General features: G+C 32.7%; 11 protein-coding genes and 3 tRNA genes. All 14 read left to right on the top strand.

The window, feature by feature from the left end; translation table 11 throughout:
* Window positions 1-174 precede the first annotated feature (174 nt).
* The 14 genes from QO182_RS08825 (at window position 175) to QO182_RS08760 (ending at window position 11590) form a co-directional block, all read left to right on the top strand.
* Window positions 175-258: transfer RNA gene (locus QO182_RS08825), tRNA-Ser, on the top strand.
* An 88-nt stretch (window positions 259-346) separates the two neighbouring features.
* A tRNA-Pro gene (locus tag QO182_RS08820) sits at window positions 347-421 on the top strand.
* Window positions 422-460: 39 nt separating this feature from the next.
* Window positions 461-534: transfer RNA gene (locus tag QO182_RS08815), tRNA-Arg, on the top strand.
* A gap of 140 nt (window positions 535-674) precedes the next feature.
* Window positions 675-1451 carry a hypothetical protein gene (locus QO182_RS08810; protein ID WP_371561073.1) on the top strand — a complete coding sequence of 259 codons (777 nt, stop codon included), beginning with the start codon at window positions 675-677 and terminating at the stop codon, window positions 1449-1451.
* A 123-nt stretch (window positions 1452-1574) separates the two neighbouring features.
* A complete protein-coding gene (locus tag QO182_RS08805) occupies window positions 1575-1859 on the top strand; it encodes a helix-turn-helix domain-containing protein (RefSeq protein ID WP_371561071.1) in 285 nt (94 codons plus the stop codon).
* A 95-nt stretch (window positions 1860-1954) separates the two neighbouring features.
* The gene (locus QO182_RS08800) at window positions 1955-3151 is read left to right on the top strand and encodes a primase-helicase family protein (RefSeq protein WP_371561069.1); all 1197 of its coding nucleotides are present in this window, start codon (window positions 1955-1957) and stop codon (window positions 3149-3151) included.
* Between the two features lie 229 nt (window positions 3152-3380).
* Window positions 3381-4235: a toprim domain-containing protein gene (locus QO182_RS08795; protein ID WP_371561067.1), complete on the top strand. Its 855-nt coding sequence runs from the start codon at window positions 3381-3383 to the stop codon at window positions 4233-4235.
* A 200-nt stretch (window positions 4236-4435) separates the two neighbouring features.
* Window positions 4436-4954: a BfmA/BtgA family mobilization protein gene (locus tag QO182_RS08790; RefSeq protein WP_371561065.1), complete on the top strand. Its 519-nt coding sequence runs from the start codon at window positions 4436-4438 to the stop codon at window positions 4952-4954.
* A complete protein-coding gene (locus QO182_RS08785) occupies window positions 4954-5880 on the top strand; it encodes a DUF5712 family protein (RefSeq protein ID WP_371561063.1) in 927 nt (308 codons plus the stop codon). The genes QO182_RS08790 and QO182_RS08785 overlap by 1 nt, the downstream gene beginning before the upstream one ends.
* Before the next feature lie 1458 nt (window positions 5881-7338).
* Window positions 7339-8901, top strand: coding sequence for a type I restriction-modification system subunit M (locus QO182_RS08780; RefSeq protein WP_371561061.1), 1563 nt, complete (start codon window positions 7339-7341; stop codon window positions 8899-8901).
* Complete coding sequence (locus tag QO182_RS08775) at window positions 8901-10136, top strand: restriction endonuclease subunit S (RefSeq protein ID WP_371561059.1); 1236 nt, start codon at window positions 8901-8903, stop codon at window positions 10134-10136. The genes QO182_RS08780 and QO182_RS08775 overlap by 1 nt, the downstream gene beginning before the upstream one ends.
* Before the next feature lie 46 nt (window positions 10137-10182).
* Window positions 10183-10695, top strand: coding sequence for a hypothetical protein (locus QO182_RS08770; protein ID WP_371561057.1), 513 nt, complete (start codon window positions 10183-10185; stop codon window positions 10693-10695).
* The gene (locus tag QO182_RS08765; protein WP_371561055.1) at window positions 10692-11159 is read left to right on the top strand and encodes a transcriptional regulator; all 468 of its coding nucleotides are present in this window, start codon (window positions 10692-10694) and stop codon (window positions 11157-11159) included. Before QO182_RS08770 ends, QO182_RS08765 begins: the two co-directional genes overlap by 4 nt.
* The gene (locus QO182_RS08760; protein ID WP_371561053.1) at window positions 11159-11590 is read left to right on the top strand and encodes a hypothetical protein; all 432 of its coding nucleotides are present in this window, start codon (window positions 11159-11161) and stop codon (window positions 11588-11590) included. Before QO182_RS08765 ends, QO182_RS08760 begins: the two co-directional genes overlap by 1 nt.
* The last annotated feature ends 30 nt before the right edge of the window (window positions 11591-11620 follow it).

The following is an 11620-nucleotide window of genomic DNA, read 5'->3' as shown; positions in this document are numbered from 1 at the left end:
TTATTATATTTTTTTGAAAAAAAATATTGTTTTAGTTTTTAGCTATATGTTTGATAGTGAACTTGTTTTATAAAAATGTCAAAAAACATTGAAAAAAACCTTGAAAATAGTTGTGAGTAACGCAAAGAAGTCTTAAATTTGCAACCGCAAAAAGAACATGTTTTCTTTGAGCTTGGAGGGGTGCCAGAGTGGTAATGGAGCAGTTTGCTAAACTGTCACCGAGCAATCGGTGCCAGGGTTCGAGTCCCTGTCCCTCCGCTTAATTTTTTTATGATTCAAAATTAGTATTTTGAGTTCTCATGAAAATGAGAAAATCATAAAGATTTTAAAATGAATATTGAATTTTCGGGGTGTAGCGTAGCTCGGTTATCGCGCCTGCTTTGGGAGCAGGAGGCCGCAGGTTCGAATCCTGCCACCCCGACAATAAAAACTTTTTCCATTTAAGTTTTAAAAGAAAAATGGAGGCATAGCTCAGCTGGATAGAGCACCTGCCTTCTAAGCAGGCGGTCGAAGGTTCGAATCCTTCTGCCTTCACTTTGAAAATCAAGCCTTTACAGAAATGTAAGGGCTTTTTTTATGCCTTGTGACGAACATTTGACGAACATTACAGTCAAATGAAGTAAATCATTCTCTGCTTATTTTTTCCTATTTTTGATAAAGCTAAAATTAAAATTATGGAAACTGTTGAAATTATTACTGGCTACTGGGTGATACTTTTTCTATTTTACCTTTTTATAGCAGGGAGATTATTTTTTATTATCACTCCTATTTTGTCTATTTATTATTTTGAAGAAAAAATAGAATGGAATGAAAAAATAAATCCTGAAAAGTTAAAAATATATTTAATTTTATTTTTGCTTGCTTCTTTTTTAATTTGGTTCAGTTACCAACCACTTATTAAACCTAAATCTTTGTTCGACATTTGGAGTACTTTCATTGTAGGTACTGTTGGGTTGGCCGGGATATGTTTTTTTATTGAAAATAAAATAAGAACTCCTTCAAAAAAATATCTTAATAATTGTTCTAATGAAATTAACGATATTCAATTAGTCTCAAATGTCATCAATGAGCAAAATAATATTTTGTTAAAGGATGTAAAGAAAATAAATAGCTCTTTTGCTTTTACTAATGAAGAAATTAAACAAAAGTATTTGGAAGCTTTGGAAAACAAATTGTTTGATTGTGAATTATCAGTTTTTAAAACTTTCATATTGCTAGAAGAACCTATTGATAAAATAATTTGGAAACCAGTTGCGGATAGTGGTCATAAAAACAGACAGATGCTTTTTGATTATATTAATGATTTATTTCATAATCAGGTATTGACTAAAGATAGAAACGAAAGTGTAACCATGATAAACAAATATTTTGAATTTAACGAGATCGGACATCCTAAAAAGGAGAAAGAGGTTTATTCTAAGTTAATTGGGGACTGGATGAAAAAAAAATGAGAGCGTTTCTTTTGAAAGTAAGGACAGTTAAAACAGATTAACTGTCTTTTTTTATTTTTATCCTTTCTATTCCTTTGCTTCATGGTTCTCACGAAGAGAATCTTAAATCTCAAAAAAGAAACTATGAGCAATTTACAAATCGAAGAAAAGCTATTTAGTATAGAAAATAGCATTCAAAAATTAAGTCTGGCAGTTAAGCCTATTTTATCTGTTGAAGAAGCTGCAGTGTTCTTAAATATGAAACCGTCATATTTATACAAATTGACATCAGATAAAAGAATTACTTTCTTTAAGCCACTTGGCAAACTTATCTATTTTAAACGAGTTGATCTCGAAGCTTTCTTACTTCGCAATGAAAGTCCTTCAGTGAGCGAGCAAGAATCAAATGAAAACCATTGGAAAAAATAAACACAATAATCATAGCTAACGACTATGAATATTGTGCTCTATTTTATTTGTAACTCCTTTGTATCTCTCAAAGATACAATTAATTCTAATTGTATATGAAAAACTTATATTTAAGAGTAGGAACTACCTACTTCAAGAAATCATTATACCCGTCATTAAATGGTGATTTTATCGAAATACTAGTGGTTTGGAGTTCCGAACTAATACGCCAAGATCATGGAAAAAATACACTTTCAGAGATAGAACGCTTTGATGGTTTTATATGCATTCCAGAAAACCGCCCTGAACACTTTAAAAAAAGAGTTCAGGACTATTACAACACCTATCATCAAATTAGTAAATCTCCTGAAAAAGGAGATATTTCTAATACGATGATTTTTTTAAACCACATTTTTGGAGATCAAAAAGAAATGGGAATTGATTATCTGCAAATCCTGTATTTAAAACCTACTCAAATACTCCCAATTCTTTGTTTGGTGAGTAAAGAAAGAGCTACGGGTAAGTCAACATTCTTAAAGTGGCTGAAAGTCATTTTTGAGTTCAATATGACTTTTCTAACTAATAGTGACTTTACCTCTCAATTTAATGCAGATTGGACTTCAAAACTAATTATTGCCGTGGATGAAGTTTTATTTAAGACAGATGAATTAACCGAGAGAATCAAATACTTATCGACTACTAATTCTCATAAAACCGAATCGAAAGGTAAAGATAAAAAAGAGTCACAATTTTTTGGAAAATTTATTTTATGCTCCAATAATGAAACCTCATTTATAAAAATTGATGCAGATGAAATTCGGTTTTGGGTGTTGAAAATTGAAAAGTTTGAGAAGGAAGACGTTCATTTTTTAGAAAAATTGATATCTGAAATTCCTGCATTTTTAAATTTCCTGACCAATAGAGAACTCTCTACTGAAAATCAATCTCGAATGTGGTTTACTCCGCAACAGATAAAAACCAAAGCTTTACAAAGATTGGTTAGATTCAATAGTAGTAAAGTGGAAGCTGAACTAGCTAACGTGCTAATGAATACAATGGAGAGTTTAGATATTGAAGCTCTGGAATTTTGTTTTTCAGATTTACTAAATATTCTAAACAAATTCAGATTGAAATATGATGCTGTTGAAATAAAAAAAATCGTTCGTGAAATATGGGAACTGGAGCCTGCAAAAAACTCAAATCAATACCAAAAAATTACAATAACAATGGATTTGGATTTTTATCAAAATCAATCCAAAGGGAGGTATTATTCGGTTTCTAGAAAATTTTTAGCCGATAAAGTGATGAATTGATGAGAATAGGCTTTCAGCCCGCTATTTATAAGGCTTAAGCTTGTCATCATTTTGTCATCAAAATAAAAAGTGATGACAAAAAATGATGACAAGAAAAAAAAAGAACCCGAAAATGATGACGTGATGACAAATTGATGACGGTCTAATTCCTTTGCAGTATTGGCTTAAAGTAGTTTTGTCATCAATTCATCACTTTTCAACATTTTTTTCTACCCTAAAAAAAAACACAATGAATATAGCACAAGCACGAGATATTTCAATAGTAGAAATATTACAAAATCTAGGATATGAACACATAAGTACTAATGGAAAAGAAAGTTGGTACTTGTCTCCTTTTCGATCTGAAAATTCAGCTTCATTTAAGCTTAATTTGAAATTAAATCGATGGTATGACCATGGCGAGCAAATAGGTGGCAATGTGGTAGATCTTATAGTTAAACTAAAAAAATGTACGGTAAGCGAAGCTTTAAAGTATTTACAAAGCTGTGATACTTTTTCTTTTCAAAAGCAAGTAGCAATTGCTTACGAAAGAAAAAAGGAAGGAGATTGTAATAATGTGTTAATCGTAAAAAGAATTGAACATAGCGCCTTAAAACAGTATTTAGTAAGTAGGGGAATAACAAATTCGTATGCTTTAATGCAAATAGAAGAGGTTCATTATGAAATCAACCAAAAAAAATACTTCGCAATAGGTTTCAAGAATAAAAGTGATGGCTGGGAGCTCCGGTCAAAATATTCAAAATCCTGCATTAAAAAAAAGGATATCACACTAATTGATAATGGATGTACAGTTGTAAAAATTTTTGAGGGTTTCTTTGACTATTTAAGTTTCCTTCAAATTAGTGATGAAAAAAATATAAATGAATCAGATTATTTGATATTAAATTCGGCTGCATTAGTAGTGAAGAATATATCCATTTTAGAGAAATACAAAGTAATTGAATTGTATTTGGATAATGATAGTACGGGAGATAAATATACCAAATTGATTACGGAACGATTACCAGCAGCAAAGGATGAACGGTTCAAATATTCAGAATGTAAAGACTTAAATGAATACTTATGTAAATATAAGCCCATTTAAAAAATGTTGTTTATAAATTATCTTGTTGTCTCCGAAAGGATAGCAAGTAGGACAGGGGCGGAAAAACCCCTATCCTACTTGCTCTGCGAGGCCAAAGCCTTGAAAATAAGGCTTTCTTTAAGAATGAAGTTTATAAGATTTTATAATTTAAATATGATAAATGCGTAACCAATTGATTAACAGTATTAAAAAATATAATTATGACTAAAAAAAGTATTATTATCGATCCAAAAGCGCATTCGGAACTAACAAAATTATCTGAAAGTTTACGAATGAATTACGGTACTCTAGTTCAGGAAATGATTTACTATTTCAAGAAAACGGGGATTGATCCAAAAAATGCAGTCAATAGTAATCCATCTGTAATGGTTGCTGCTTTGGACAAAAGAATCGTTTCCTTCTTAAAAGTACAAGAAAGAGATATTTTGAAACCCTTGCGACAAGATGTATTTAATTATCAAAAAGCCCAAAAAGAAGAAACAGTAAAATTAATAAAAGAAATAAACGAAGTCTTAAGGCAACATTCTGAACAGAAAGCTGAAATAAAAAAATCATATCTCGAGATCATGAACAAGATGAATAAAGCTGATATTGACAGAAATGCTATGGTGATTGCTGAACTGCAGAAAAACAGAAAAGCGATCTTACATATTTGTGAATTGATTGATGACAAAAACAAATCTGGAACGATTAATAAACTTAAAACTCTTTTCACATAATGCCAATATCTAAACCACACAGCTCTCTTGCAGCCGACAACAAAGGAAGTTGTTCTAATCTGGCTGTCTATTTAGAAAAAGAAAATGAAGAATTGGACAAAATTATATCAAAATCTAAGTCTAGTAGTGAATCCCTCGAAATCGAAAGAAGGAAACAAGGGTTTTTTACTTCTACAGAAACAAACGTAAGCACTATAGAGGTCATTAGTTCTATCGATAATAATAAGAAAAAATTAGCTGCAAATGATGCAAAATACTTTGCTCCCACGATAAGCTTTAGTGCTAACGAATTAAATCAAATAGCATTTGAAGCTACTGGTAAAAGAGACCTGCAAAGTGTTTGGGATTTAAATTTAATTGAACTTGAAAAATATAATACACTCATTAGGGAATATGGACGTAAAGTGATGGATAATTACGCTCTCAATTTTAACCGTCAAGATAAGGGAATTAGTTCAGGAAGTGATTTATTGTATTTCGGAAAAATTGAACACTTTAGAAAATTTAAAGGAACTGATCAAGAAGTCATCAATGGAACCGAAGTTTCAGGAGCATATAAAAAAGGATTACAGTCGCATATACATATCATTGTTTCAAGAAAAGATAAAAGCCAACGACTTAAATTAAGTCCTACTTGTAACGAGAAAAACACGTCTAGAAAAATAGGGACTAATACATATCAAGTAGGTTTTGACCGCGTAAACTGGATCAATCTCAATGAAAGATCTTTCGACCGTAATTTTAATTACAAAAGACAAAAACGTGAAAAATTTGAAAACCAGAATATTTTAAAAAATGGAACTCCACTAGAAAAGCAAGAGCTAGCTCGAAGAATTGAAAATACTGAAAGTAATAAATCTATCAATCAATTAAACGCTCAAAATTTGAATGTTAGGCATTCACAATCAATTACTAGAAGACGTTGAAATTGATTAAATCTCGAGAACAAGTTTAAGAATTAATTATGGAGAAGTGCATCAATATAACAATGTATCAATGTAGCAGTATAAAAACTTAATACAATGGAGAGCAGACACTGCAATAACCGGATTTGACTCAGAATTAATTTTAAAGTGAATTAAAAAGAAAGTAAGATGTACACTAGGAAAAAGGCAATCAATCGGTCTCTCTTCGGTCGTTCCCTTTGTTCCGTTCGGCTGTTTCAGTCGGTCAACCTTACATTTCCATAATAACATTATCGGTAAATAAGCAATTAAGTAGTTCTATTCAATAGCGTAGGTTTCCCTCCATTCCACAGACACTTCACAGCACAAAAAAAATACAGCAGCTTGAAATACAGCAGCTATATTTTTTGCGCTGTTTCGTTCCTCATCTTCACACGGTCACTTCCTGCGTTCGGTCGGGCTATTACATCCACAATACCGCTTCATTTCGTTACACTCCGCAAGCTACGTTTCACTACATTCCAGCCGTATTATGTCTGTCGCCCTTAGTTTTTTCAGCGGTAGCTCCTTCGCACAACCATCGGGGTTGGCTCCGTTATCACTTTGCCATAAATCAAGGAACGCCAAAGGCTATCTTATATTTTTCCCCGCCGTTTCCCGCTCATATCTGCTTCGTTTCGCTGCGTACCTACGCTCACCTTTCGCATCTATGGTGGCAGTTCGATTGCCGCAACACCGCCTCTTCGCTCCTCGAAAAACAATAATTTCCGCTATCGCTACAATTATCATTTTCTGCGGTGCTTGGGGGTGGTTGATTGCCGATTCCACAAGAAACATCCTGCTACAAAAAAATAAATAAAAAGAAAGTGAAAGTCGGCTACGGTTTCAAATAGTAAAGTTCAAGCCCTACGGGTTTTTTAAAAAATCTCCACCCTTACTTTTTTAATTCATAATCCGACTTTACAAACACGGTTAAAATAAGCAAGAACAGTTGGGTAGTATTTTTTCAAAAAAAACTTGACTTAATTTGAAACCTTCTCAGTAAGGACAACTTTCTTTTTTTTCTTTTTCTTTTGAAAATAATTAGGTTAAAAAAAGTCAGTATTAAAAAACCAATTTGTACTATAAACGAACTCGTTTGATGAAAATATTAATCTAACATCAATCTTTTAAATCAAATCGTATTTTTTTTAAACTTAATAAAAAATAAAAAGAGAAAATTGTGGGGATAATGTGGGGATATATTATAAATAAAAAATCATGACGCCTTTATTTACAATGGCTAGGGTTGTTTTACTGCGGAGAAAGAGGCATTAATTAACTTCACTAATATCCTCAAAGACAACAAAAACACTCTAAAAGAAATAATAAGAAAGTAAAAACACCAATTTATTTACAGTAATTACGGTTTTCCTCATTACAAATTAGGATATAATGAATACTTTAGCTTCATAAATATTTTAATACAAAAATTGCTTAATGGCAGCAGAACAAAAACAAAAATTAGAACAACAACTCTGGAACATTGCTAACACCCTTCGTGGGAAGATGGATGCCGATGATTTTAGAGATTACATATTAGGTTTTATCTTCTACAAGTACCTCAGTACTAAAATGGATTTGTATGCTAACACCATACTAAAACCAGACGGTTTGACCTTTCAAGAAGTCACAGGACATGCTGATGAGGCATTATTGATGCAAGAAATAAAACAACTCGCTATTGACAAACTGGGCTTTTTCTTAGAGCCAGCTGATTTATTTTCAGAATTGGCGCAAAGAGGAAACGCAGGAGGAAAAAACAATTTCATTCTAGGGGACTTGGCCAAAGTACTTACGCACATTGAGCAAAGTACTATGGGGTCCGAAAGCGAAGAAGATTTCGGGAACCTATTTGCTGACTTGGATTTAACCTCTCACAAACTAGGAAAATCAGAAGCCGACAAAAACGAACTCATCGTAAAAGTCCTTGTGCATCTCGATGAAATTGATTTTGATCTTGAAAACACGGATAGTGACGTTCTGGGTGATGCCTACGAATATTTAATAGGACAGTTTGCCAGTGGCGCAGGTAAAAAAGCAGGTGAATTTTATACCCCACAACAAGTAAGTAGTGTCTTGGCACAAATTGTAACGGCAGGCAAAGACCAACTTAAGAGCGTGTACGATCCCACTTGTGGTTCGGGTTCGTTGCTGTTGCGTGTGGCCAAAGAAGTAAAAAACGTAAGTGCTTTTTATGGTCAGGAGATGAATCCTACGACTTACAACTTGTGTCGCATGAATATGATTATGCACGATGTGCATTACAAGCGTTTCGATATCAAGAACGAAGACACCTTAGAGCGACCGCTACATTTAGACATGCGTTTTGAAGCCATTGTGGCTAATCCCCCTTTTTCTGCTAATTGGTCTGCCAGTCCTTTATTTATGAACGACGACCGTTTCTCGGCTTACGGGAAACTCGCTCCATCTAGTAAAGCTGATTTTGCCTTTGTGCAACACATGGTACACCAGCTGGACGATAATGGGACAATGGCAATTGTTTTGCCCCACGGCGTTTTGTTTCGTGGTGGTGCCGAAGGTCACATACGCCAGTATTTAATGCAAGAAAAAAATTATATCGATGCCGTGATAGGCTTGCCAGCCAATATTTTTTACGGCACGAGTATCCCGACTTGCATTTTGGTCTTGAAGAAAAAGAGAGAAAACACAAATAACATATTGTTTATTGATGCCAGCCAACATTACGAAAAGGTGAAAACCCAAAATATGTTGCGCAAAGAGGACATTGATAAAATTATAAGCACTTACGAAAGCAGAACAGCTGAAGATAAATACAGCCATATTGCTCCTTTAAGTGAAGTAGAAACCAACGATTACAACCTGAATATCCCTCGTTATGTAGATACGTTTGAAGAGGAAGATGCCGTTGATTTAGCAGCCATAACTACTGAATTAAGGGAATTAGCAGCGCTTGGAAATACGACAGATGAAACCATTGCTGAATTTTGTACGGAACTAGGAATCGAAACCCCATTTTAATGAGTACAGCAACCTTACATATCGAAAAGACCCAAGCCACAGGCGAACGGAGCAAAGCTAAAAAAACACTTGTTCCTCAATTGAGGTTTCAGGAGTTTGAGGGTGAATGGGAATTGAAAAAATTAAAAGATTTAACAAATCTCATAACCAAAGGAACGACCCCAAGTTCATTCTCAAAAGAAGGAGTAAATTTCATTAAAATTGAAGGGTTAAATGGGATATTAATAAATAAAGAAAGATGCGCGTTTATTGATGAATCAATTCATAACAAAGAATTAAAAAGGTCTATTCTTAGGGAAAACGATTTGTTATTTGCTATAGCTGGTGCAACTATAGGAAAAACGGCAATCGTGACTAAAGAGATATTGCCAGCAAATACAAATCAAGCATTAGCAATAATACGCTTAAAAGATTTTAAATGTTTAAGATATATTTCACAGATTTTGCAGTCTGAAGTAATGAAGAAATATATTTCTCAAAGTATAAGTGTAGGAGCTCAACCTAATTTGAATTTAGAGCAAATGGGTGATTTTCGATTTAATATTCCAACTCTCCCAGAACAACAAAAAATAGCTTCTTTTTTAAGTGTTGTCGATGAAAAAATACAGCAACTTTCCCGCAAAAAGGAATTGTTAGAACAATACAAAAAAGGCCTAATGCAACAATTGTTCTCTGGTAAATTACGGTTTAAAGATGAGAATGGAAATGATTATGCGGATTGGGAGGAGAAGAGAATTAGTGATTATTTTCAAATAAAAGCTGGCGGTGATGTGAATTTAGAGAATTCAAGCAAAATAAAAACTGAAAAATTTAAATATCCTATATATGCAAATTCTGAAAAAGCAAAAGGACTATATGGGTATTCTGATTTGTATAAAATTGATTATAATTGTATTACAGTTTCTGGGAGAGGAGCATTAGGTATAGCGAATGCAAGGTTTGAAAAATTTTATCCAATTGTTAGGTTATTAATATTAAAGCCTAAAAAAAACATTGATGTTTTGTTTTCACAATATGCTTTAAATCTTATTAATATATATCCTGAAAGTACTGGAGTACCTCAATTAACAGCACCTCAATACTCATCATATTTGATTTTATTTCCTTGCCTCGAAGAACAGCAAAAAATCGCCAATTTCTTATCGAGTATCGATGCTAAAATAGAAATTACCAACCAACAAATTAATCAAACGCAGAGCTTTAAAAAGGGCTTGTTGCAGCAACTGTTTGTGTGAAACATTTGTTAAGAACAATAAAAAAGTAAACCTATAAGTTGATTAAATGAAAATAGTTGATATATTTGCACCCACATTATTTGCTTTCCACTACGATGGAGAAGCAGATAATGAGTACGATCGACTAATGGATAATTGGACAGATGTAAGTTACCTTAGAAACTATGCAAAAAACAATTCAATAGACAATGTAAATCAATTTGTAAAAGACAGATTAAAAGACGCTGAACAAATACAAGATTTACTAGAAGAAATTACAACAAACAAAGAACCTTTAGAATATTATTTCAGAACCCTTTTTGATAGCGAATCAGGAATAAAAGCACTTTCATTACAAAAAGGAAAAATAGAGAGAAATGGAATTCGATTGTACGCCGTTAAAATTGATGAAAATTGTTTCGTGATTACTGGAGGAGCAATTAAAATGAGTCAAACGATGCAAGATCATCCCGATTCTAATAAAGAATTAACAAAAATTAAAGCGGCAAAAGCATATTTACAAGAAAATACAATTGTTGATAAAGATTCTTTTTACGAACTTATAAACGAACTAAAATGAGGAATAAGGAAAAATTTATAGCCTTGGTTTCACCTGAAACAACCAATACAGTTGCTAAAAACAGAGATAGGATAAAAAACAGAGCAATGTTGAGAGAATCTCAAAATATTGCGCTAAAAGTGCTGGATAAGTTAGAAGAAATTAGATGGTCTCAAAGAAAATTGGCAAGTGAAATGGGGGTAACTCCACAACAAATCACCAAAATTGTAAAGGGCCAAGAAAACCTTACATTGGAAACTCAAATTAAACTTCAAAGCATTTTAAAGATTCCAATTTTAGCTTCATACTATGAAAATATTGAAGAAAAAAGTGTTTCGGAAGTGGCAATCACTAAAACTGAAAGATACTTTGCTCCAAAAACTAGAGTCAAGCTAGCCGATAAAACTTTACTGGCTAAGAAAGAATTTAAAATGGAGTATAACCCTATTTCTGAAAAGTATAACTATTTCGAACAAACTGCGTAATGGAAAATGAATCTATAGGTTTTGCTTTAGCAGCAATTAAAACAGAACAATTTGCTTTATTTGAAGAGAAATATTCTTCTAAAAAAGAATTGAATATTACAACTTCCTTAGAATTCAAAATTAATGAGGAGCAAAAATTAATTGGCGTTTTTGCAACTTTTACATTTGAACAGGCAAAGAAAACATTTATTAAAATTCAAGTAAGTTGTCATTTTGCAATAGATCCAAATGCTTGGGAATCCTTCCGTAAAGAAGACGTGATTGTTTTTCCTAAAAATTTCATGGCCCATCTGACAATGTTAACTATCGGAACTTCAAGAGGGGTATTACACGCAAAAACTGAGGGTACGGAATTTAATAAATTTATTCTTCCTACCATCAATGTGAATCAGTTAGTTGATAAAGATGCTGAATTTATTATAAATACATAGAAATGGTGTAGTAACAGTTATTTGTATAAA

Origin of the sequence: Flavobacterium sp. Arc2, assembly GCF_041431385.1 — a bacterium.
In the GTDB taxonomy this organism is placed as follows: Bacteria; Bacteroidota; Bacteroidia; order Flavobacteriales; family Flavobacteriaceae; genus Flavobacterium.
The sequence above is the reverse complement of the archived record's forward strand: the minus strand, read 5'-3'. Positions and strand labels throughout refer to the sequence as shown.

Excerpts from the sequence above, each read along its gene's own strand:
- QO182_RS08770 (WP_371561057.1), top strand. The coding sequence starts at position 10,183 with ATGAAAATAGTTGATATATTTGCACCCACATTATTTGCTTTCCACTAC.
- QO182_RS08800 (WP_371561069.1), top strand. The coding sequence starts at position 1,955 with ATGAAAAACTTATATTTAAGAGTAGGAACTACCTACTTCAAGAAATCA.
- QO182_RS08780 (WP_371561061.1), top strand. The coding sequence starts at position 7,339 with ATGGCAGCAGAACAAAAACAAAAATTAGAACAACAACTCTGGAACATT.
- QO182_RS08775 (WP_371561059.1), top strand. The coding sequence starts at position 8,901 with ATGAGTACAGCAACCTTACATATCGAAAAGACCCAAGCCACAGGCGAA.
- QO182_RS08805 (WP_371561071.1), top strand. The coding sequence starts at position 1,575 with ATGAGCAATTTACAAATCGAAGAAAAGCTATTTAGTATAGAAAATAGC.
- QO182_RS08790 (WP_371561065.1), top strand. The coding sequence starts at position 4,436 with ATGACTAAAAAAAGTATTATTATCGATCCAAAAGCGCATTCGGAACTA.
- QO182_RS08785 (WP_371561063.1), top strand. The coding sequence starts at position 4,954 with ATGCCAATATCTAAACCACACAGCTCTCTTGCAGCCGACAACAAAGGA.
- QO182_RS08760 (WP_371561053.1), top strand. The coding sequence starts at position 11,159 with ATGGAAAATGAATCTATAGGTTTTGCTTTAGCAGCAATTAAAACAGAA.
- QO182_RS08810 (WP_371561073.1), top strand. The coding sequence starts at position 675 with ATGGAAACTGTTGAAATTATTACTGGCTACTGGGTGATACTTTTTCTA.
- QO182_RS08795 (WP_371561067.1), top strand. The coding sequence starts at position 3,381 with ATGAATATAGCACAAGCACGAGATATTTCAATAGTAGAAATATTACAA.
- QO182_RS08765 (WP_371561055.1), top strand. The coding sequence starts at position 10,692 with ATGAGGAATAAGGAAAAATTTATAGCCTTGGTTTCACCTGAAACAACC.